Raw genomic sequence first — 22,250 nt, forward strand, 5'->3', positions numbered from 1 at the left:
GACGCTTACGTATTTCTGGAGTAAATCACCATGTCTGAAGGCTGGAATATTGCCATTCTGGGCGCAACGGGCGCCGTAGGCGAAGCCCTGCTCGATACGCTGGCTGAACGCCAGTTCCCGGTCGGTGAAATTTATGCGCTGGCGCGTAATGAAAGCGCGGGTGAGCATCTGCGTTTTAACGGTAAATCGGTCCTTGTTCAGGACGTTGTAGACTTTGACTGGACGCAGGCGCAACTGGCATTTTTTGTTGCAGGCGCTGAAGCCACCGCCGCATGGGTGGAAGAAGCGACCAATGCCGGTTGCCTGGTTATCGACAGTAGTGGCCTGTTCGCGCTTGAGCCGGACGTTCCGCTGGTGGTTCCGGACGTTAACCCGTTCGTACTGGCGGATTACCGCAACCGCAATGTGATTGCGGTCCCTTCCAGCCTGACCAGCCAACTGCTGTCTGCGCTGAAGCCGCTAATTGATGACGGCGGGCTGTCACGTATTACGGTGACCAATATTATTTCCGCTTCCGCCCACGGTAAAAAAGCCGTAGATGCGCTTGCCGGACAGAGCGCGAAACTACTGAACGGCATCCCGATTGACGATGACGATTTCTTTGGTCGTCAGCTGGCGTTCAACATGCTGCCGCTGCTGCCGGATCGCGAAGGTAGCGTACGCGAAGAGCGTCGTATCGTCGATGAAGTGCGCAAAATTATGCAGGACGACGGGCTGCTTATCTCCGCCAGCATCGTGCAGTCGCCGGTATTTTATGGCCACGCACAGATGGTGAATTTTGAAGCTCTGCGTCCGTTGGCGGCGGAAGAAGCACGCGATGCGTTTTCACGCGGTGAGGACGTAGTGTTGTCAGAAGAGACCTATATCCCAACGCAGGTTGGCGATGCGTCAGGTACTCCGCACCTTTCAGTTGGCTGTGTGCATAACGATTATGGGATGCCGGAACAGGTTCAGTTCTGGTCTGTGGCAGACAACGTACGCTTTGGCGGTGCGTTGATGGCGGTGAAAATTGCGGAAAAACTGGTGCAGGAGTACCTGTACTAATGTCTGACCTGCAACAGCCGTCAACCCATAAAATTGCGCTGGGCATAGAGTATGACGGCAGCAAATATTATGGCTGGCAGCGCCAGAACGAAGTGCGTAGCGTTCAGGAAAAACTGGAAAAAGCGCTCTCTCAGGTGGCGAATGAACGCATCACTGTCTTTTGTGCGGGACGCACGGATGCGGGCGTTCATGGCACAGGGCAGGTCGTGCACTTTGAAACGACTGCCCAGCGTAAAGATGCAGCCTGGACACTGGGGGTAAATGCGAATTTACCTGGTGACATTGCTGTGCGCTGGGTGAAAGCTGTACCCGATGATTTCCATGCCCGATTTAGCGCCACGGCTCGCCGTTATCGCTACATCATCTACAATCATCGGTTGCGCCCTGCGGTTTTAGGTAAAGGGGTAACCCATTACTATGAACCGCTGGACGCTGAGCGTATGCATCGTGCGGCCCAGTGTTTGATTGGCGAAAATGATTTTACTTCGTTTCGGGCGGTGCAGTGTCAGTCGCGCACACCGTGGCGTAACGTGATGCACATTAACGTAGAACGTTTTGGTGCATATGTGGTGGTGGATATTAAAGCAAATGCCTTTGTACATCATATGGTCAGGAATATTGTCGGCAGCCTGATGGAAGTAGGCGCCAACAACCAGCCGGAGAGCTGGATAGCAGAACTGCTAGCGGCGAAGGACAGAACGCTGGCAGCGGCAACGGCGAAAGCGGAAGGATTGTATCTGGTTGCAGTAGATTACCCGGAACGGTTCGACCTGCCAAAACCGCCTATGGGCCCGCTATTTCTGGCGGACTAATTTGAGTCGTATAAAGGCAAAACTATGGACCTGATTTACTTTCTTATCGATTTTATCCTGCACATTGATGTGCATCTGGCGGAGCTGGTTGCGGAATACGGTATCTGGGTATACGCGATTCTGTTTCTGATCCTGTTCTGCGAAACCGGGCTGGTGGTGACGCCGTTCCTGCCGGGAGACTCGCTGCTGTTTGTCGCTGGCGCGCTTTCTGCGCTGCCAACTAACGATCTCAATGTTCATCTGATGGTGATGTTGATGATTGTGGCGGCGATTATCGGCGATGCGGTGAACTACACGATTGGCCGTTTGTTCGGTGAAAAACTCTTCAGTAACCCGAACTCTAAAATTTTCCGTCGCAGTTACCTGGATAAAACCCATGCGTTCTACGAGCGTCATGGCGGCAAAACGATTATCCTCGCGCGTTTCGTACCTATTGTGCGTACATTTGCACCGTTTGTTGCCGGTATGGGGCACATGTCCTACCGTCATTTTGCGATGTATAACGTCGCAGGCGCGCTGCTGTGGGTATTGCTGTTCACCTATGCAGGCTATCTGTTCGGCGATCTGCCGATCGTTCAGGAAAACCTGAAATTACTGATTGTGGCGATCATCGTCCTTTCCGTATTGCCGGGCATAATTGAAGTGATTCGCCATAAACGCGCTGCGTCACGGGCTGCAAAATAGAAAGTAACTCAGCGGTTCGACCACTTTTTTATCCAAAGTTTCGGGCTGTTATGTTTTAATGTGCAACATTCATGGTCTGTTAGGGGCAAAAATGGCATTATGCGCCCCTTATAACAAAGCTGACTAGGGTTCAGGCAGAAAGGTCACCAATGAGCTGGATTGAACGAATTAAAAGCAACATTACTCCCACCCGCAAGGCAAGCATTCCTGAAGGGGTGTGGACCAAGTGTGATAGCTGCGGTCAGGTTTTATACCGTGCTGAGCTGGAACGTAATCTTGAGGTCTGTCCGAAGTGTGACCATCATATGCGCATGTCGGCGCGCAATCGCCTGCATAGCCTGTTAGATGAAGGTTCTCTTGTGGAACTGGGTAGCGAGCTTGAGCCGAAAGATGTGCTGAAGTTTCGTGACTCCAAAAAGTACAAAGACAGACTGGCTTCTGCGCAGAAAGAAACTGGCGAGAAAGATGCGCTGGTGGTAATGAAAGGCACGCTGCACGGTATGCCGGTCGTTGCTGCTGCATTCGAGTTCGCGTTTATGGGCGGCTCCATGGGCTCTGTGGTCGGCGCGCGTTTTGTCCGTGCCGTTGAGCAGGCGCTGGAAGATAACTGTCCGCTGATCTGCTTCTCCGCTTCTGGCGGGGCGCGTATGCAGGAAGCGCTGATGTCTCTGATGCAGATGGCGAAAACCTCTGCTGCGCTGGCGAAAATGCAGGAACGCGGTTTACCGTATATTTCTGTACTGACCGACCCAACAATGGGCGGTGTTTCTGCTAGCTTCGCGATGCTGGGCGATCTCAACATTGCAGAACCGAAAGCACTGATCGGCTTTGCTGGTCCGCGTGTTATCGAGCAAACCGTACGTGAGAAACTGCCGCCGGGATTCCAGCGTAGCGAGTTCCTGATTGAAAAAGGCGCTATCGATATGATCGTCCGCCGTCCTGAAATGCGCCTGAAACTGGCAAGCATTCTGGCGAAGCTGATGAATCTTCCTACGCCGAATCCGGATGAGCCGCGTGAAGGCGAGGTGGTACCTCCGGTTCCCGATCAGGAATCAGAGGCCTGATAGTTTACTCTATGGGTTTCGGGTTGCAGGCAGGCGATAAGAGAGTAGATCCCGATGAGCTTACACAGGTAAGTGATTCGGGTGAGCGAGCACAGCCAACGCATCTGCAACGTGAAAAACAACGTGTAAAAAAGGGCAGGCCGGTTGGTGCTGCCCTTTTGCTTTTCTCAACGTAAAGAATCTACAGCCATCATGGACAATAAACGTATTCCTCAAGCCGCGTCGCCCCTGGCATCGTGGCTTTCTTATCTGGAAAACCTGCACAGTAAAACCATCGATCTCGGCCTGGAACGCGTAAGTCAGGTGGCGCGCAAACTGGGTGTGTTGAAACCCGCGCCATTTGTTTTTACGGTGGCGGGAACCAACGGGAAAGGCACAACCTGCCGTACGCTGGAATCTGTGCTGACCGCAGCAGGTTATAAAGTTGGCGTTTACAGTTCGCCGCATCTGGTGCGCTACACGGAACGCGTACGCGTGCAGGGACGTGAACTGCCGGAATCAGCGCATACAGCCTCGTTTGCTGAGATTGAAGATGCGCGTGGCGACATTTCCCTGACCTACTTTGAATACGGTACGTTATCGGCGCTCTGGTTGTTTAAACAGGCCCAACTGGATGTCGTCATCCTGGAAGTTGGGTTAGGCGGTCGCCTTGACGCGACCAATATCGTGGATGCCGATGTTGCGGTGGTCACCAGCATTGCGCTTGACCATACTGACTGGCTGGGCCCGGATCGCGAAAGCATTGGTCGTGAGAAGGCGGGAATTTTCCGTGCAGAGAAACCGGCTATCGTCGGCGAGCCGGAAATGCCTTACACCATTGCCGATGTTGCGCAAGAGAGCGGGGCGATTTTGCAACGCTGCGGCGTGGACTGGCGCTATGCGGTCACGGAGAACGACTGGTCCTTTACGGACGATCACGGCACGTTGGCGCACCTGCCGTTGCCGCAGGTCCCGCAACCTAACGCCGCTACCGCACTGGCAGCACTGCGCGCAAGCGGGCTTAACGTCAGCGAGCAGGCCATTCGTGACGGTATTGAACAGGCGATTTTACCGGGGCGCTTCCAGATTGTGAGCGAGTCGCCGCGGGTGATTTTTGATGTTGCCCATAACCCGCATGCGGCGGAGTATCTGACCGGCCGTCTGAAAAAGTTAGTGAAAAGCGGGCGTGTACTTGCGGTTATCGGTATGCTACATGATAAAGATATTGCCGGTACGTTAGCCTGGTTAAAAAGCGTGGTTGACGCCTGGTACTGTGCGCCCCTGGAAGGGCCGCGTGGTGCTACTGCAGAACAACTGCTGGAGCATCTGGGCAAAGGCTACGCCTATGACAGCGTGGCGCAGGCATGGTCTGCGGCGCTAGCTGAGGCGAAGCCAGAAGATACCGTGTTGGTGTGTGGATCGTTTCACACTGTCGCACATGTCATGGAAGTGATAGACGTGGGGAGAAGCGGTGGCGAGTAAGTTTCAGAATCGATTAGTCGGCACAATTGTGCTGGTCGCGCTGGGGGTGATTGTGCTCCCCGGGCTGCTTGACGGGCAGAAAAAGCATTATCAGGATGAGTTTGCGGCGATCCCGCTGGTGCCGAAACCCGGCGATCGCGATGAACCAGACATGATGCCTGCAGCAACGCAGGCGCTGCCGACGCAGCCGCCGGAAGGGGCGGCAGAAGAGGTGCGCGCGGGCGATGCTGCCGCGCCATCGTTGGATCCGTCACGTTTGACGACGGCAAACAGCGCGGAGTTAGATCCTGTCCCCGCGCCTGTAGAACAGCCGAAACTCAAACCGAAGCCGCAGCCGGTTGCCGTCGCTCCGACGCCAGCACCGGCTCCAGCGCCGAAACCGGCCGCGGTGGAACCGCCAGCGCCAACCGGCAAAGCGTACGTTGTACAGCTCGGTGCGCTGAAAAATGCGGATAAGGTCAATGAGATCGTGGGTAAACTTCGTGGCGCGGGCTTCCGGGTATATACTTCCCCGTCAACGCCGGTGCAGGGTAAAATAACCCGTATTCTCGTAGGACCTGACGCCTCCAAAGATAAGCTGAAGAACTCGCTGGGCGAGCTGCAGAAGATCTCCGGTCTGAGTGGCGTAGTGATGGGGTACACCCCTAATTAAGGGATTGCGCTGTTCACGGCGCTGCTCTTAATTCAGGCCGGATAGGGCGTTTTTACCGCTATCCGGCAGTGCCCGAAGAGGCATAAAACGGTATGGCGTTGAAGATTTTTTCAGCGCCATTTTTATTTACGCGTGGAAAGGAAATCCCTACGCAAACGTTTTCTTTTTCTGTTAGAATGCGCCCCGAACAGGACGACAGGGCGTTAAATCGTGGGACACTTATGGTCTGGATTGATTACGCCATTATCGCGGTGATTGGTTTTTCCTGTCTGGTTAGCCTGATCCGTGGCTTTGTTCGTGAAGCATTATCGTTGGTGACTTGGGGTTGTGCTTTCTTTGTCGCCAGCCATTACTACACTTACCTGTCTGTCTGGTTTACGGGCTTTGAAGACGAACTCGTTCGAAATGGGATTGCTATCGCGATACTGTTTATCGCGACACTTATCGTCGGCGCTATCGTTAACTTTGTGATAGGCCAACTGGTAGAGAAAACAGGCCTGTCGGGTACCGACAGGGTGTTGGGGATCTGCTTTGGTGCTCTGCGAGGAGCGCTGATCGTCGCCGCCATACTGTTCTTTCTCGATACCTTTACCGGTCTGTCGAAAAGTGAAGACTGGAGCAAGTCGCAGCTGATCCCGCAGTTCAGTTTCATCATCAGATGGTTCTTTGACTATCTGCAAAGCTCGTCAAGTTTCTTGCCCAAAGTATAAACTTTGGGTTGTTGCTGAACGAGGAAAAGACGTATGTGCGGTATTGTCGGTATCGCCGGTGTTATGCCGGTAAACCAGTCGATTTATGACGCGTTAACGGTGCTCCAGCATCGTGGTCAGGATGCCGCAGGCATCATCACCATTGATGCCAACAACTGCTTCCGCTTGCGTAAAGCAAACGGAATGGTGAGCGATATTTTTGAAGCGCGCCATATGCAGCGTTTGCAGGGCAATATGGGCATCGGTCATGTGCGTTACCCAACGGCTGGCAGCTCCAGCGCCTCCGAAGCTCAACCTTTTTACGTCAACTCACCGTATGGCATCACGCTTGCCCATAATGGCAACCTGACCAATGCGCATGAGCTGCGTAAAAAGCTGTTTGAAGAAAAGCGCCGCCACATCAATACCACTTCAGACTCTGAAATTTTGCTGAATATTTTCGCCAGCGAGCTGGATAACTTCCGCCATTATCCGCTGGAAGCCGATAATATTTTTGCTGCTATTGCGGCAACCAACCGCCAGATCCGCGGCGCCTATGCCTGCGTGGCGATGATTATTGGCCACGGTATGGTTGCCTTCCGCGATCCTAACGGTATCCGTCCGCTGGTACTGGGTAAACGCGATATCGGGGATGGTCGTACCGAGTATATGGTGGCCTCCGAGAGCGTGGCGCTGGATACGCTGGGCTTTGAATTCCTGCGCGATGTGGCACCTGGCGAAGCGGTGTATATCACCGAAAAAGGTCAGCTGTTTACTCGCCAGTGTGCCGATAACCCGGTTAGCAATCCGTGCCTGTTTGAATACGTTTACTTCGCACGTCCTGACTCCTTTATCGACAAGATTTCCGTTTACAGCGCCCGTGTAAATATGGGTACCAAGCTTGGCGAAAAAATTGCTCGCGAGTGGGAAGATCTGGACATTGACGTGGTGATCCCGATTCCGGAAACCTCCTGCGATATCGCGCTGGAAATTGCCCGTATTCTCGGTAAGCCGTACCGTCAGGGTTTTGTGAAAAACCGCTACGTGGGCCGTACCTTTATCATGCCCGGTCAGCAGCTGCGCCGTAAATCCGTGCGCCGTAAGCTGAACGCCAACCGTGCGGAATTCCGTGATAAAAACGTGCTGCTGGTGGATGACTCCATCGTGCGCGGTACCACCTCGGAACAGATTATCGAGATGGCGCGTGAAGCCGGAGCGAAGAAAGTGTATCTTGCCTCTGCAGCCCCGGAAATTCGCTTCCCGAACGTTTATGGTATCGATATGCCTACGGCGACGGAGCTGATTGCTCATGGTCGCGAAGTGGACGAGATTCGCCAGATAATCGGTGCAGACGGTCTTATCTTCCAGGATTTAAACGATCTGATTGAAGCGGTCCGCGCTGAGAACCCGGATATTCAGCAGTTTGAATGTTCAGTGTTTAACGGCGTGTACGTCACCAAAGACGTCGACCAGCAATATCTCGATTTCCTTGACTCCCTGCGTAATGACGATGCCAAAGCAATTTTGCGTCAGAACGAAGCGGAAAACCTCGAGATGCATAACGAAGGGTAATGTTCTGTTGCAGGTCAGGACACATAGAGTGGACTGACTTGCAACTGCGCATAAAAACCTGCAAAGTCAGCCCTGAAGCAAGTAAGGGCGAAAAAATGAAACGACTCATTGTAGGGATTAGCGGTGCCAGTGGCGCGATTTATGGCGTGCGCCTGCTGCAGGTTTTGCGTGACGTTACTGATGTGGAAACCCATCTGGTGATGAGTGCTGCTGCCCGACAGACGCTGGCGCTGGAAACAGACCTCTCTGTACGCGACGTGCAGGCACTGGCGAATGTAAATCACGATACGCGCGATATCGCCGCCAGTATCTCTTCCGGCTCTTTTCAGACCGCCGGAATGGTAATATTACCTTGTTCAATCAAAACGCTTTCAGGCATCGTCCACAGTTACACCGATGGGCTGCTTACCCGTGCGGCAGACGTGGTGTTGAAAGAACGCCGCCCGCTGGTGCTGTGCGTGCGTGAAACGCCGCTGCATCTGGGGCATCTGCGACTGATGACGCAGGCGGCAGAAATTGGCGCGGTGATTATGCCGCCAGTCCCGGCATTCTATCATCGCCCACAAACGCTAGATGATGTGATTAATCAAACGGTTAACCGCGTACTCGACCAGTTTGATATCTCCCTTCCACAGGATCTGTTCACCCGCTGGCAAGGGGCGTAAAACCGTTCCATCAGCGTGCAAAGAAACATCCGTTGCCCTGTTTCAGGGCAATTTTGTAACCGCGATCATATCCTCAACATTTAATTCGTTAAAACTCAACGAAACGCTGCGGTTCAACCGTCAGACCTGCTATCTTCAAAATCAGGACATTATTGCAACGTTTTATTAACATATTTAACGTCGAATATCCTCATCGACGCGACAATGGCATAAGACCTGCATGAAAAAGTCTGCAAACACACAACACAACGTAAAACATAATAAAATTACGCCACTTGAGGGTTATGTATGAAGAAGACGGTTCTTGCTTTGTCTTTGCTGTTAGGACTCTCCGCCACCGCGGCCAGCTACGCAGCACTTCCGCAGACGGTTCGTATTGGTACAGATACAACGTACGCACCTTTTTCCTCTAAAGATGCCAAAGGCGACTTTGTCGGCTTTGATATCGATCTGGGAAATGAGATGTGTAAGCGCATGCAGATCAAATGTACCTGGGTAGCCAGCGACTTTGACGCGCTGATCCCGTCGCTGAAAGCGAAAAAAATTGATGCCATCATCTCCTCGCTTTCAATTACTGAGAAGCGTCAGCAAGAGATTGCGTTCTCAGACAAACTTTACGCAGCAGACTCACGTCTGATCGCCGCGAAAGGTTCCCCAATTCAACCAACTCTGGATTCCCTCAAAGGTAAACATGTTGGTGTACTGCAAGGCTCGACTCAGGAGGCCTATGCTAATGACAACTGGCGCAGCAAAGGCGTAGATGTGGTGGCCTATGCGAACCAGGACCTCATCTATTCTGACCTGACAGCGGGGCGTCTGGACGCGGCGTTGCAGGATGAAGTCGCGGCCAGCGAAGGTTTCCTGAAGCAGCCTGCCGGTAAGGACTACGCTTTTGCTGGTCCGTCGGTGAAAGATAAAAAATACTTTGGTGACGGCACCGGGATTGGCTTGCGCAAAGATGATGCAGAGCTGAAAGCTGCTTTCGATAAAGCGCTGGGCGAACTGCGCAAAGACGGCACCTACGACAAAATGGCGAGCAAGTATTTTAACTTCAATGTCTACGGCGATTAATACGCCGCAGCGGGGAATGGACTGCACCATTGCGGGTAACCATTACGGTGCATAATAAATTCAGTGCACTGTTTTGGTGCTTTTGTCGCTGTCTTAATAAGCATGAATGCATACTTAAGCGCTTTTCATGCAAATAAATACCGCCGACAGGGTAGAATGCTTTGCCTTGTCGGCCCGATTAATGGCACGATAACTGCACCTGGTCCTGTAAAGATCCCCTATAAAAGACAGTCTGTTGAGGATAGTTATGAAAAAACTGGTGTTGTCTCTTTCTCTGGTCCTGGCTTTCTCCAGTGCTACCGCAGCATTTGCAGCCATTCCGCAAAAAATTCGTATCGGTACCGATCCTACTTATGCGCCGTTCGAATCGAAAAATGCACAGGGTGAATTAGTCGGTTTTGATATCGATCTGGCTAAAGAGCTGTGCAAACGTATCAATACACAATGTACCTTCGTGGAAAACCCGCTGGACGCGCTTATCCCTTCGTTAAAAGCGAAGAAAATCGATGCGATTATGTCCTCGCTTTCCATCACTGAAAAACGTCAGCAGGAAATCGCCTTTACCGACAAGCTTTATGCAGCTGACTCGCGTCTGGTTGTCGCTAAAGATTCTGCTATTCAGCCGACCATTGAGTCGCTGAAAGGTAAACGTGTTGGCGTGCTGCAGGGCACGACTCAGGAAACCTTCGGCAACGAGCACTGGGCGCCAAAAGGCATTGAAATTGTCTCTTATCAGGGGCAAGACAATATCTATTCTGACCTGACTGCCGGGCGTATTGATGCTGCTTTCCAGGATGAAGTCGCAGCCAGCGAAGGCTTCCTGAAACAGCCGGTCGGTAAAGATTACAAATTCGGCGGCCCATCTGTAAAAGACGAGAAGTTATTCGGCGTGGGTACCGGTATGGGGCTGCGCAAAGATGATAACGAACTGCGCGAAGCACTGAACAAAGCCTTTGCCGAGATGCGAGCTGACGGTACTTACGAGAAGCTGGCGAAAAAGTACTTCGATTTTGATGTTTATGGCGGTTAATCACCGCAGGTGCTGATAAAGCCCGTAGATTTTTGACGTGTTGAATTTATGCCTGATGGCGCTGCGCGTATCCGGCCTACAGCGATTTTGTAGGCCGGATAAGGCAAAGCCGCCATCCCGCATTTAACAGTTTGTCTGAAATCAAAAGAGGCTTATTACTCCACCACACACGACAGGACAGGCAGCATGTTGTATGGCTTTTCAGGTGTTATTTTACAGGGCGCAATTGTTACGCTGGAGCTGGCACTTAGCTCGGTGGTACTGGCGGTTCTGATAGGCCTTGTCGGCGCGGCAGCAAAGCTGTCGCAAAGCCGGGCGCTGGCGCTTATTTTCGAAGGGTACACAACGCTTATCCGCGGCGTGCCCGATCTGGTCTTAATGCTGCTCATCTTTTACGGATTACAAATCGCGCTGAATACCCTTACCGATGCAATAGGTATCAGCCAGATTGATATCGATCCGATGGTCGCGGGTATTATTACGCTCGGGTTTATCTACGGAGCCTATTTTACCGAAACATTTCGTGGCGCATTTATGGCCGTGCCAAAAGGACATATTGAAGCCGCGACGGCATTCGGTTTTACCAGTTCACAAATATTTCGCCGTATTATGTTCCCGGCGATGATGCGCTATGCCTTACCGGGAATTGGCAACAACTGGCAGGTCATTCTTAAGGCCACAGCGTTGGTATCGTTGCTCGGCCTGGAAGACGTAGTGAAAGCCACTCAGCTTGCCGGAAAAAGTACCTGGGAGCCATTCTATTTTGCCGTAGTGTGCGGGGTCATCTATCTGGTGTTTACCACTGTTTCTAATGGTGTGCTGCTGTACCTTGAGCGCCGCTATTCCGTGGGTGTGAAGAGGGCTGACCTGTGATTGAGATTATTCAGGAATACTGGAAGTCCCTGCTGTGGACCGACGGGTATCGCTACACCGGCGTGGCTATCACCCTGTGGCTTCTGATTTCATCGGTGGTGATGGGCGGGATACTGGCGCTGTTTTTGGCAATTGGTCGTGTTTCCAGTAATAAATTTATCCAGTTTCCCATCTGGCTGTTCACCTATATTTTTCGTGGGACGCCGCTGTACGTCCAGTTGCTGGTGTTTTATTCCGGGATGTATACGCTGGAGATAGTCAAAGGCACGGACTTCCTCAACGCGTTTTTCCGCAGTGGGCTAAATTGCACCGTGCTGGCGCTGACGCTGAATACCTGCGCCTATACCACGGAGATTTTCGCCGGGGCTATTCGTTCCGTACCCCATGGTGAGATTGAAGCCGCGCGTGCTTACGGTTTCTCGTCGTTTAAACTGTATCGCTGCATTATTTTGCCTTCCGCGCTGCGTATTGCGCTGCCGGCTTACAGCAATGAAGTTATTTTAATGCTGCACTCCACGGCGCTGGCGTTTACCGCAACGGTGCCTGATTTGTTGAAAATCGCCCGCGATATCAACTCGGCAACGTATCAGCCGTTTACCGCCTTCGGTATTGCCGCTGTTCTGTATTTGATTATTTCGTATGTCCTGATCAGTCTGTTCCGTAAAGCGGAAAAACGCTGGTTGCAGCATGTATCCTCTAAATGATTCGAGTAACACGATGTCTGAAAATAAATTAAACGTTATCGATTTACATAAGCACTACGGCGAACATGAAGTGCTGAAAGGGGTATCGCTGCAGGCCAATGCGGGTGATGTTATCAGTATTATTGGCTCGTCAGGTTCCGGTAAAAGTACCTTCCTGCGCTGCATTAACTTTCTCGAGAAACCGAGCGCCGGGTCGATTGTGGTGAGTGGTCAGAACATTGGTCTGGTACGCGACAAAGACGGCCAGCTTAAGGTTGCAGACAAAAATCAGCTGCGCTTGCTGCGCACGCGACTGACGATGGTCTTTCAGCACTTTAATCTGTGGAGCCACATGACGGTGCTGGAAAACGTGATGGAAGCGCCGATCCAGGTGTTGGGGCTGAGCAAGCAGGACGCTCGCGAACGTGCGGTGAAGTATCTGGCGAAAGTGGGTATTGATGAGCGCGCTCAGGGCAAATATCCGGTGCATCTGTCCGGTGGTCAGCAGCAGCGTGTCTCCATTGCTCGTGCGCTGGCGATGGAACCGGAAGTGTTGCTGTTTGATGAACCCACGTCGGCACTTGACCCGGAGCTGGTGGGCGAAGTGCTGCGCATTATGCAACAACTGGCCGAAGAGGGAAAAACCATGGTGGTCGTGACCCACGAAATGGGGTTTGCCCGTCATGTCTCCACGCACGTGATTTTTCTGCATCAGGGGAAGATTGAAGAAGAGGGCGATCCGGAACAGGTATTTGGTAATCCGCAAAGTCCGCGTTTGCAGCAGTTCCTCAAAGGTTCGTTGAAGTAAGTCACCTGCCCGGAGGCGCTACGCTTTCCGGGCCTGGAATTTTAGCGCGTCGCACTCCAGACGATAAACCCAGTCGTCGTAGGCGATACCATCAATCTCATACGCCTTTTCCAGCACCTGCGTACGCACGAACCCCGTTTTTTCCAGAATCCGTATTGAGCCCTTATTATCCGCCAGTGCGTAAGCATTTATCGCCGTGACCGCCGCGTGCTCGAAGGCGTACTGGCACACCGCGCGTACGGCTTCGCTGGCAATACCTTTCCCCTGCGCCTGTGGCATGATGGCGTAGCCGAGGTCGGCTTCGTGCGGGTAGAGATGGCTGATTTGCAGACCAATATCGCCGAGCGGCGTCGGGTTGTTGTGCTCGCGGATGACAAAAGTGTGCTGTGCGGCAAGGCGTCTGGCGAATAACAGACGCGTATCTTTCGCCGGGGCGATGTTGCCCATATAGCGCATGACTTCAGGACATTCACGTAGTTTCTGGAAAAATGACCAGTCAGAAAACTGAAACAAAGAGAGGGTAAGTCGGGGAGTCGAAATTATCGCCATAACGTCGCCATTGCAGAAATCTGGCCTATAACCTTACCACCACAACGGCGACCGTGAATAGCGCTTAGGGGTTATCGGATGACATCCGCCAGCGCTTCTTCTAAATCGTACCAGCGAAACGCGAAACCGGAGGCTTCCAGGCGTTTTGGCAACGCTCGCTGCCCGCCGAGAACCAGCACTGAAGATTCGCCCATCAGCAACCGCATTGCGGTGGCGGGAACGCGCAGAATGGCAGGACGGTTCAGGGCGTGGCCCAGCGCGTGGGCAAACTGCTCATTGTGCACCGGGTACGGTGAAACCATATTGAAGGGACCGCGCAGATCGATATCCAGCAGCCAGAGAATTCCGTTGACCATATCATCAATATGGATCCAGGCCATATACTGGCGTCCGTTGCCAATTGGTCCGCCTAAGCCAAGACGAAACGGCGGGACCATTTTCGCCAGAATGCCGCCAGCAGAGGCCAGTACCACGCCGGTGCGCAGCATACACACGCGGGTTTTGTCGCTTTGCGCGGTGCTGGCAATTTGCTCCCAGCGTGCGCACAGCTTATGGGTAAATTCGTTATGCGGCGGCTCTTCTTCTGTGACCACCACTTCGCCTAAATCGCCGTAGTAACCGGTAGCGGAACCGGAAATTAGCACTGCGGGCGGTGTCTCGCTGGCATTGATTAAATCGACCAGCTTCTGCGTGATGACCCAGCGGCTCTGACACAGGCGTTCCTTTTGCTGGGCACTCCAGCGCTTGTCCGCAATCGGCTCTCCGGCAAGGTTAATGACGGCATCAATGTCATTGAGATTTTGCCGCTCTTCCAGCCCTTTGGACAGCGTAACCCGGGAGTCGAGAATCTGACGGGCCTTATCAGGAGAACGGGTCACTACGGTTATCTGATGCCCCAGTTCCAGCAAGCGGGGGATCAGATGACGTCCAATCAGGCCAGTACCGCCGGTAATCAGAATCTGCATGTCGCCTCCCGGGTTATGTTTAGCGCTGCCAGCTCAGCGTCATAGAGACTGAGTCGGCGTAACGTAATGCGTGAAGTTTATCTATCTCTACTTGAGCATAAGTGACCCAGTGATGTTCGCGTGCGATATCGAGCACATCTTGAGTTAATTTTTCTAACAATGAGAAGCGGTTACCCTCCACGTGGGCAATGATGCTCTTGGTGATAGTGCGATAATTCAGCGCGTCGTTGATATCTTCGCTGGTACGGGCTTTGTCTGCCGGATAGTGAATGGCAATGTTGATGACGATATCCTGGCGGTTAAGGATCTCCTCTTCTTTGATGCCGATAAAAGTGCGCAGACGAAGGTTTTTTATACGAATAATTGCGTCAGGTTGTGACATTGCAGGTTTCCTCCATGTATGAACCTTTGCATGATACACGAGAACCGAATCGCGTCACCGCTTCTCACTTTGTGCTTGTTGCATGGCGCGTTCCGTTGCGGGACGCGTACGGATGCGTTCATGCCAGTTATTGACCGCCGGGTAGTTGTCGAGGTCGATGCGCTGACGCTGATGGGCGTGGATCCACGGCCAGCAGGCAATGTCGGCAATGCTGTAGTGATCGCCTCCCAGCCAGGGGGACGTTTCCAGACGTTTATTCATCACGTTGTACAGGCGCTGGGTTTCAACCTGGTATCTTTCAATGGCGTAGGGAATCGTTTGTGGGGCGTAGTGGCTAAAATGATGATTCTGACCCAGCATGGGTCCGAGGCCGCTGACCTGCCAGAACAACCACTGCAGTGTAGTGTGGCGTTCACGTAACTCACCGCTCAGCAGCTTACCGCTCTTTTCTGCCAGATAGAGTAAAATTTCTCCGGACTCAAACAGGCTGATGGGCTTTCCGCCGTCTACCGGGGCACTGTCGATAATGGCCGGGATTTTATTGTTTGGTGAGATTTGCAGAAAATCAGGGTGAAACTGGCTACCTTTGCTGATATCGACATGAATCAGACGGTATTGCAGCTGCGCCTCTTCAAGAAACAGCGTTATTTTGTGACCGTTTGGCGATGGAGTGTAATAGAGATCGATCATTTTCAGCGTCCGTTTTGTCATGAACCGGGTCATAACAAGTATAGAGCCTGTTGGCGTGCGTGAGTTTTCATCAAGTGACAGTGAGAGAAAGACTCTATATTTTGAAGGCAAGCCAATACATTTCAGAGGACATTATGAGCAAATCTGCAATTACGCTGTGGTCAGATGCCAATTTTTTCTCCCCTTACGTGCTGTCTGTTTATGTCGCTCTGCAAGAGAAAGGACTGCCTTTTACGCTGAAAACCGTTGATCTCAACAGCGGCGAACACTTGCAACCTTCATGGCAAGGGTATGCGTTAACGCGGCGCGTGCCGGTGCTTGAAATCGACGGTTTCGAGCTGAGCGAATCATCAGCGATTACTGAGTTCCTGGAAGAGAGTTTTGCGCCGCCGCAGTGGGAGCGAATCTACCCACACGATGTGCAAAAGCGCGCGCGGGCGCGCCAGGTTCAGGCGTGGATCCGCAGCGATCTGATGCCTATCCGTGAAGAACGCTCAACGGACGTAGTTTTTGCTGGCGTGAAGAAAGGTCCGTTAAGCGAAGCGGGAAAAGTCAGTGCGGAGAAATTGTTCGCCACTGCGAGCCATTTATTGAGCCACGGGAAGCAGAATTTATTTGGCGAATGGTGTATTGCCGACTGCGATTTAGCGCTAATGCTGAATCGTCTGGTCCTTAACGGCGATGAGGTTCCCGAAGCGCTTGCAGAATATGCCGCCTTCCAGTGGCAGCGCGCTTCAGTCCAGCGTTTTATCGCGCTTTCAGCGAAGCGTTCCTGCTGAAAAACGGGGCGTAATCCAGTATCATTACAAGGTACTTTTCAACGAGGAGTGAGTGATGAAACTGATGTTCGCATCGGACATTCATGGTTCGTTGCCAGCCACGGAACGCGTACTTGAACGGTTTGCCGCAAGCGGTGCGCAATGGCTGGTGATATTGGGTGATGTTTTAAACCACGGACCGCGTAATGCGCTCCCGGAAGGCTATGCGCCTGCGCAGGTTGCTGAGCGGTTGAATGCGCTGGCAGCGCGGATTATCGCGGTGCGTGGCAATTGTGACAGCGAAGTGGATCAGATGCTCCTGCATTTTCCGATGACCGCGCCGTGGCAGCAAATTCTGACAGAAAATCAGCGACTCTTTTTGACGCACGGGCATCTTTTTGGCCCGCAAAATATGCCGGCACTCAACGTGGGAGATGTGCTGGTTTATGGACATACACATCTGCCCGTCGCTGAGCGTCAAGGGGATGTTTACCACTTCAATCCCGGCTCGGTAAGCATCCCGAAAGGGGGCTTTGCGGCAAGTTACGGGATTCTGGATGATAATGTTCTCAGCGTAATGGCACTCAATGATCAAAGTGTTATTGCACAGGTCGAGATTAATCCGTAATTTACCCCACAAACATAAACGCGCCGTAAGAGCGCAAGAAAAAAGAAGGTTTCCTGATGGTGGAACAGCGTCGTTTGGCAAGTACGGAATGGGTGGATATTGTGAATGAAGACAACGAAGTCATTGCACAATCCAGCCGGGAACAAATGCGGGCGCAACGCTTACGCCATCGTGCAACGTATATCGTCGTGCATGATGGTATGGGCAAAATTCTGGTTCAGCGTCGTACTGAGACAAAAGATTTTTTGCCCGGCATGCTGGATGCCACCGCTGGCGGTGTTGTGCAGGCTGACGAGCAACTACTGGATTCAGCGCGCCGTGAAGCGGAAGAGGAACTGGGGATTGCGGGCGTGCCGTTTGCCGAGCATGGGCAGTTTTATTTTGAAGACCAGAACTGTCGCGTATGGGGTGGGCTGTTTAGCTGTGTTTCCCACGGACCGTTTGCGCTTCAGGAAGAAGAGGTTAGTGAAGTTTGCTGGCTGACGCCGGAAGAAATTACCGCGCGTTGCGACGAATTTACGCCGGACTCACTGAAAGCCCTGGCGCTGTGGATGACCCGCAACGCTAAGAATGAAGGGGCGAAAGCCGAAAAGCAGGAAGAAGCTGAGTAAAATCTGCTCATCCGGCCTACAGCGTCGAGAAATCGTGTAGGCCGGGCAATCGTTTTTTAATGGTAACCCATTATCTGCGCGCCAATTACCACCACGCTGGACATAATAAACAGCAGTCCCAACAGCGTGGCGCCTACCTTCAGCCAGTTACGAAAATCCACCCGACACACGCCTAACGTTGCCATCAGCGATGCCGATGTAGGATAGATAATATGACTGAATCCGTCGCCAAACTGGAAGGCCAGTACGGTGACCTGACGGTTTACGCCAACCAGATCGCCTAAGGGTGCTAATAACGGCATGGTCAATGCAGCCTGACCAGAGCCGGAAGTAACGAAGAAATTAAACACCGCCTGGAACAGCAGCATAAACCACGCCGCGATGGCGTTATCCAGCCCGCTGATGCCGTTGGCAATGCTGTGCAGCAGCGTGTTTAACACGCTGGCTTCACCCGCTTCTCCATTACCGACCAGCAGTAATATGCCCTTGGCAAAGCCGACCAGCAGGGCAGGGGCAATCATCATTCGTGCGCCTTCAGTGAATGAGGAGGCCATGATGTTGACCGTCATGCCGTTGAGACGAAAGACCACGCCGATGATGCCAATTACCAGGCCCATGGTGAAGAACTGGCTGGCGATCTCAGGAATAAACCACGCGTTGACGATCACGCCCCAGACAACCCAAATCATTACCGCAGTCAGCACCAGCAGCACCAGCCAGTCGCCCAGCGTGAAGCGTCGTTCCACAACGTCGTCCTGCTGTTCGCGAAAGAAACGGTCGGATTCATGTACCCGGGACAAAAGCGGATTCTTTTTGATGCGTGCCGCATAGGCCAGCGTGAAGGTCAGCCCTATCAGGGTCGCAACCACCCACACAATGATACGCAGACCGGAACCAGAGAGTACCGGCACGCCCGCAATCCCCTGTGCGACGACCACGCAAAACGGGTTCATCCATGAGCTGGCAAATCCAATCTGAGTCGCAATATAGGTGACCAGAACGGTGGTGATACTGTCGTAACCTAACCGTACCATTAACGGTGCGATAATAATGGCAAAGGCGACCGCCTCTTCCCCCATGCCAAACACCGCGCCGCCTAATGAGAAGAGAACAAACAGCACCGGGATAAACAGGACTTCGTTTCCTCGCGTATGGCGGATGAGCGCCAGGATGCCGTTATCGATGGTTCCGGTACGCATAACGATGCCGAATGCGCCGCCAATCACCAGCATAAACATAATAATGCCGACGGCAGTGCCGAATTTAGAGCCGGAGGTTAACCCTTCAAACGGAAAATTCATCAGGCCCGGGCGCTCATCACCGGTGGTGAAAAACTGCACCCGATGATACTGCTCTTCGCCCGCGTCGTTGGTCAGAATTCGAAAAGAGTGGGGGTCGACCACCTTACGGGTTTTGGTTTGTCCATCAACCTGATACTGCACTTCCTGACTGTCGAACATCCCGACGGGAACAACCCATGTCGCCAGACTGGTTAAAATGGCAACGAAAAAAATAATCACCAACGTATCGGGCATCGCCCATTTTTTAGCTGGCTGTGTTTCTGTTACTGCTGACATGAAAGACTATCCCTGTTGCAATGCAAAAGAGGATAAGTATGCAAACAGGAGAATAGTTATTCATTGATGCAGCGCATCCTGGCAAATGTTTCAGAATATGCCAACGGGAAAAACAGGTATAAAAAAACCGGAAATATAAGCTATTTCCGGTTTAATAAGCAGAAGTGTTGCCGGATAAGACATCCAGCACACTCGACAGATTACTGCTGCTGTTGGGAAGACTGGATCGCGGTCAGAGCGATGGTGTAGACGATGTCGTCAACCAGCGCGCCACGAGACAGGTCGTTCACAGGCTTGCGCATACCCTGCAGCATTGGCCCGATGGAGATCAGGTCGGCAGAACGCTGTACCGCTTTGTAGGTGGTGTTACCGGTGTTCAGATCCGGGAAGATGAACACGGTAGCACGACCTGCAACCGGAGAGTTCGGCGCTTTGGATTTTGCTACGTCAGCCATAACGGCGGCGTCATACTGCAGCGGACCGTCGATCATCAGGTCAGGACGTTTTTCCTGCGCCAGACGCGTGGCTTCACGAACTTTTTCTACGTCGCTACCTGCACCAGAAGTACCGGTGGAGTAGGAGAGCATTGCTACGCGCGGTTCGATACCGAAAGCAATGGCGGATTCAGCGGACTGAATCGCGATTTCTGCCAGTTGCTCTGCAGTCGGATCCGGGTTGATCGCGCAGTCGCCGTACACGTAAACCTGATCCGGCAGCAGCATGAAGAACACGGAAGACACCAGGGAACTACCCGGTGCAGTTTTGATCAGCTGCAGCGGCGGACGGATGGTGTTCGCGGTGGTATGAACTGCACCAGAAACCAGACCGTCAACGTCGTCCTGTTCCAGCATCAGGGTACCGAGAACCACGTTGTCTTCCAGCTGTTCGCGGGCAACGGTTTCGGTCATACCTTTGTTTTTACGCAGTTCGACCAGGCGAGCAACGTAGCTTTCGCGAACCACATCTGGATCAACGATTTCTACGCCAGCGCCCAGCTCAACGCCCTGAGAGGCCGCAACGCGGGTGATCTCATCCGGGTTGCCCAACAGTACGCAGGTTGCGATACCGCGTTCAGCACAGATAGCCGCCGCTTTAACGGTACGCGGCTCGTCACCTTCCGGCAGAACAACGCGCTTGCCGGCTTTACGTGCCAGCTCGGTCAGCTGATAACGGAACGCTGGCGGAGACAGACGACGGCTGCGCTCAGAGGTCGCGGTCAGGGATTCAATCCAGTCAGCGTTGATGTAGTTAGCAACGTATTCCTGAACTTTCTCAATACGTTCGTGATCGTCAACCGGAACTTCCAGGTTGAAGCTCTGCAGGCTCAGAGAGGTCTGCCAGGTGTTGGTGTTCACCATGAATACCGGCAGGCCGGTTTCAAATGCACGTTCGCACAGTTTAGTGATACGCGCGTCCATTTCGTAGCCGCCAGTCAGCAGCAGGGCACCGATTTCCACGCCGTTCATGGCTGCAAGGCATGCTGCAACCAGCACGTCAGGACGATCGGCGGAAGTCACCAGCAGAGAACCGGCACGGAAGTGCTCCAGCATGTGCGGAATGCTGCGTGCGCAGAAAGTCACAGACTTCACGCGACGGGTATTGATATCACCTTCGTTAACGATAGTGGCGTTCAGATGACGCGCCATATCGATTGCACGCGTTGCGATCAGATCGAAGCTCCATGGCACCGCGCCCAGAACCGGCAGCGGGCTGGATTCTTGCAGTTTAGCCGGATCAACTTTGATCACTTTTGCTTTGGAAGAGTCGTCGAAAATCTCGGACAGATCCGGGCGAGTACGGCCCTGCTCATCAACCGGTGCGTTCAGTTTGTTAACGATTACGCCGGTGATGTTGGTGTTTTTCGCGCCGCCGAAGCTGCTGCGAGTCAGTTCAATACGCTCGTTCAGCTGTTCCGGGGTATCGGTACCCTGAGACATTACGAAGACGATTTCTGCGTTCAGCGTTTTCGCGATTTCGTAGTTCAGAGACTGCGCGAACTGATGTTTGCGGGTTGGGACCAGGCCTTCAACCAGTACAACTTCAGCGTCTTTAGTGTTCGCGTGGTAGTTCGCGATGATCTCTTCCATCAGCACATCTTTCTGATTGCTGGACAACAGAGATTCAACGTGGCTCATCTTCAGCGGCTCAGCGGCTGGCAGAGAAGAGTTAGCACGGACGATGCTGGTAGTCTGGTCTGGCGCATCGCCACCGGCACGCGGTTGAGAGATCGGCTTGAAGACGCTCAAACGAACGCCTTTGCGTTCCATTGCGCGGATCACGCCAAGGCTGACGCTGGTCAGACCGACGCTGGTTCCGGTAGGGATCAGCATAATAATACGGGACACGGTTTATCCTCTTTCGTTACCGTCGATGTAGACGGGTTACAAAACAGCACCGCCAGCTAGGCTGGCGGTGTGAAATCAGGCAGTCAGACGGCTCGCGTCTTGCGCGATAACCAGTTCTTCGTTGGTTGGGATAACCACCGCAGGACGGGTACCTTCTTTGTTGATGAAACCAGATTTGCCGAAACGTGCGGCCAGGTTACGTTCGTGGTCAACTTCAAAGCCCAGAACGCCCAGTTTGCCCAGAGACAGTTCACGAACCATCGCTGCGTTTTCACCGATACCACCGGTGAAGACAACTGCATCCAGACGACCATCCATCAGCGCAGTGTAAGAACCGATGTATTTCGCCAGACGGTGACAGTAAACGTCCATTGCACGTTTAGCGTCTTCTTTAGTCGCGTAGTTATCTTCAACATAACGGCAGTCGCTGGTGACTTCGGTCAGACCCAGCAGGCCGGACTCTTTGGTCAGCATTTTGTTGATCTGGTCAACGCTCATGCCCAGGGTGTCGTGCAGGTGGAAGATGATCGCCGGGTCGATGTCACCGGAACGCGTACCCATCACCAGACCTTCCAGCGGGGTCAGACCCATGGAGGTATCAACACATTTACCGTTACGGATAGCAGATACAGAACCG

Annotated in this window: 23 protein-coding genes and 1 pseudogene; 17 read left to right on the top strand and 7 right to left on the bottom strand. The window is 52.9% G+C overall.

Annotation, left to right across the window (positions count from 1 at the left end; translation table 11 throughout):
* Positions 1-30: 30 nt before the first annotated feature.
* From KQJ19_RS05170 to hisP, 14 genes are all read left to right on the top strand, one after another.
* On the top strand, positions 31-1,044 hold the full coding sequence (locus tag KQJ19_RS05170; protein ID WP_016157051.1) for an aspartate-semialdehyde dehydrogenase: 1,014 nt from the start codon (positions 31-33) through the stop codon (positions 1,042-1,044).
* Positions 1,044-1,856, top strand: a complete 813-nt coding sequence (truA, locus tag KQJ19_RS05175; RefSeq protein ID WP_016157050.1) for a tRNA pseudouridine(38-40) synthase TruA — start codon at positions 1,044-1,046, stop codon at positions 1,854-1,856. The genes KQJ19_RS05170 and truA overlap by 1 nt, the downstream gene beginning before the upstream one ends.
* A gap of 24 nt (positions 1,857-1,880) precedes the next feature.
* Complete coding sequence (locus tag KQJ19_RS05180) at positions 1,881-2,540, top strand: DedA family protein (RefSeq protein ID WP_016153860.1); 660 nt, start codon at positions 1,881-1,883, stop codon at positions 2,538-2,540.
* A gap of 149 nt (positions 2,541-2,689) precedes the next feature.
* On the top strand, positions 2,690-3,604 hold the full coding sequence (gene accD, locus KQJ19_RS05185; RefSeq protein ID WP_016153859.1) for an acetyl-CoA carboxylase, carboxyltransferase subunit beta: 915 nt from the start codon (positions 2,690-2,692) through the stop codon (positions 3,602-3,604).
* A gap of 192 nt (positions 3,605-3,796) precedes the next feature.
* The gene (folC, locus tag KQJ19_RS05190) at positions 3,797-5,065 is read left to right on the top strand and encodes a bifunctional tetrahydrofolate synthase/dihydrofolate synthase (protein WP_047500877.1); all 1,269 of its coding nucleotides are present in this window, start codon (positions 3,797-3,799) and stop codon (positions 5,063-5,065) included.
* Positions 5,055-5,717 (top strand): cell division protein DedD, encoded by a 663-nt coding sequence (dedD, locus tag KQJ19_RS05195; RefSeq protein ID WP_216403402.1) that lies wholly within the window; start codon positions 5,055-5,057, stop codon positions 5,715-5,717. Before folC ends, dedD begins: the two co-directional genes overlap by 11 nt.
* A gap of 221 nt (positions 5,718-5,938) precedes the next feature.
* Complete coding sequence (gene cvpA, locus KQJ19_RS05200; RefSeq protein WP_005129678.1) at positions 5,939-6,427, top strand: colicin V production protein; 489 nt, start codon at positions 5,939-5,941, stop codon at positions 6,425-6,427.
* 33 nt (positions 6,428-6,460) lie between these two features.
* Positions 6,461-7,978 (top strand): amidophosphoribosyltransferase, encoded by a 1,518-nt coding sequence (purF, locus tag KQJ19_RS05205; protein WP_005129677.1) that lies wholly within the window; start codon positions 6,461-6,463, stop codon positions 7,976-7,978.
* A gap of 95 nt (positions 7,979-8,073) precedes the next feature.
* Complete coding sequence (locus tag KQJ19_RS05210; protein WP_019077299.1) at positions 8,074-8,643, top strand: UbiX family flavin prenyltransferase; 570 nt, start codon at positions 8,074-8,076, stop codon at positions 8,641-8,643.
* 288 nt (positions 8,644-8,931) lie between these two features.
* Positions 8,932-9,714, top strand: a complete 783-nt coding sequence (gene argT, locus KQJ19_RS05215) for a lysine/arginine/ornithine ABC transporter substrate-binding protein ArgT (RefSeq protein ID WP_181221390.1) — start codon at positions 8,932-8,934, stop codon at positions 9,712-9,714.
* Positions 9,715-9,961: 247 nt separating this feature from the next.
* On the top strand, positions 9,962-10,744 hold the full coding sequence (gene hisJ, locus KQJ19_RS05220) for a histidine ABC transporter substrate-binding protein HisJ (RefSeq protein WP_003028120.1): 783 nt from the start codon (positions 9,962-9,964) through the stop codon (positions 10,742-10,744).
* A gap of 186 nt (positions 10,745-10,930) precedes the next feature.
* Positions 10,931-11,617: a histidine ABC transporter permease HisQ gene (locus tag KQJ19_RS05225; protein ID WP_016153853.1), complete on the top strand. Its 687-nt coding sequence runs from the start codon at positions 10,931-10,933 to the stop codon at positions 11,615-11,617.
* Positions 11,614-12,321 carry a histidine ABC transporter permease HisM gene (gene hisM / locus KQJ19_RS05230; protein ID WP_003028116.1) on the top strand — a complete coding sequence of 236 codons (708 nt, stop codon included), beginning with the start codon at positions 11,614-11,616 and terminating at the stop codon, positions 12,319-12,321. Before KQJ19_RS05225 ends, hisM begins: the two co-directional genes overlap by 4 nt.
* Before the next feature lie 13 nt (positions 12,322-12,334).
* The gene (gene hisP / locus KQJ19_RS05235; protein WP_016153852.1) at positions 12,335-13,108 is read left to right on the top strand and encodes a histidine ABC transporter ATP-binding protein HisP; all 774 of its coding nucleotides are present in this window, start codon (positions 12,335-12,337) and stop codon (positions 13,106-13,108) included.
* An 18-nt stretch (positions 13,109-13,126) separates the two neighbouring features.
* On the opposite strand, the gene KQJ19_RS05240 is transcribed toward hisP, so the two are convergent.
* From KQJ19_RS05240 to yfcG, 4 genes are all read right to left on the bottom strand, one after another.
* Complete coding sequence (locus tag KQJ19_RS05240; protein WP_141875459.1) at positions 13,127-13,657, bottom strand: GNAT family N-acetyltransferase; 531 nt, start codon at positions 13,655-13,657, stop codon at positions 13,127-13,129.
* A 71-nt stretch (positions 13,658-13,728) separates the two neighbouring features.
* Positions 13,729-14,622: a TIGR01777 family oxidoreductase gene (locus tag KQJ19_RS05245; protein ID WP_216403403.1), complete on the bottom strand. Its 894-nt coding sequence runs from the start codon at positions 14,620-14,622 to the stop codon at positions 13,729-13,731.
* A 19-nt stretch (positions 14,623-14,641) separates the two neighbouring features.
* Positions 14,642-15,004: a dihydroneopterin triphosphate 2'-epimerase gene (folX, locus tag KQJ19_RS05250; protein ID WP_016153849.1), complete on the bottom strand. Its 363-nt coding sequence runs from the start codon at positions 15,002-15,004 to the stop codon at positions 14,642-14,644.
* 54 nt (positions 15,005-15,058) lie between these two features.
* Positions 15,059-15,694, bottom strand: coding sequence for a GSH-dependent disulfide bond oxidoreductase (gene yfcG, locus KQJ19_RS05255; RefSeq protein ID WP_016153848.1), 636 nt, complete (start codon positions 15,692-15,694; stop codon positions 15,059-15,061).
* A 134-nt stretch (positions 15,695-15,828) separates the two neighbouring features.
* Here yfcG and yfcF point away from each other — a divergent pair, with 134 nt between their 5' ends.
* From yfcF to yfcD, 3 genes are read left to right on the top strand one after another with little or no spacing between them, the layout of a single operon-like run.
* Positions 15,829-16,473, top strand: a complete 645-nt coding sequence (gene yfcF, locus KQJ19_RS05260) for a glutathione transferase (RefSeq protein ID WP_016153847.1) — start codon at positions 15,829-15,831, stop codon at positions 16,471-16,473.
* A 55-nt stretch (positions 16,474-16,528) separates the two neighbouring features.
* Positions 16,529-17,080 carry a phosphodiesterase gene (yfcE, locus tag KQJ19_RS05265; RefSeq protein WP_016153846.1) on the top strand — a complete coding sequence of 184 codons (552 nt, stop codon included), beginning with the start codon at positions 16,529-16,531 and terminating at the stop codon, positions 17,078-17,080.
* Positions 17,081-17,136: 56 nt separating this feature from the next.
* The gene (gene yfcD / locus KQJ19_RS05270; protein WP_006683645.1) at positions 17,137-17,691 is read left to right on the top strand and encodes an NUDIX hydrolase YfcD; all 555 of its coding nucleotides are present in this window, start codon (positions 17,137-17,139) and stop codon (positions 17,689-17,691) included.
* 56 nt (positions 17,692-17,747) lie between these two features.
* Here the strand turns inward: yfcD and yfcC are convergent, their stop codons facing one another.
* The 3 genes and pseudogenes from yfcC to ackA form a co-directional block, all read right to left on the bottom strand.
* Positions 17,748-19,268, bottom strand: a complete 1,521-nt coding sequence (yfcC, locus tag KQJ19_RS05275) for a putative basic amino acid antiporter YfcC (protein ID WP_016157044.1) — start codon at positions 19,266-19,268, stop codon at positions 17,748-17,750.
* 200 nt (positions 19,269-19,468) lie between these two features.
* On the bottom strand, positions 19,469-21,613 hold the full coding sequence (pta, locus tag KQJ19_RS05280; RefSeq protein WP_016153844.1) for a phosphate acetyltransferase: 2,145 nt from the start codon (positions 21,611-21,613) through the stop codon (positions 19,469-19,471).
* A 75-nt stretch (positions 21,614-21,688) separates the two neighbouring features.
* A pseudogene (ackA, locus tag KQJ19_RS05285) lies at positions 21,689-22,250 on the bottom strand (acetate kinase); the annotation flags it as partial.

The organism is Citrobacter sp. S46_ASV_140, from assembly GCF_018919545.1.
Classification (GTDB): Bacteria; Pseudomonadota; Gammaproteobacteria; order Enterobacterales; family Enterobacteriaceae; genus Citrobacter; species Citrobacter braakii.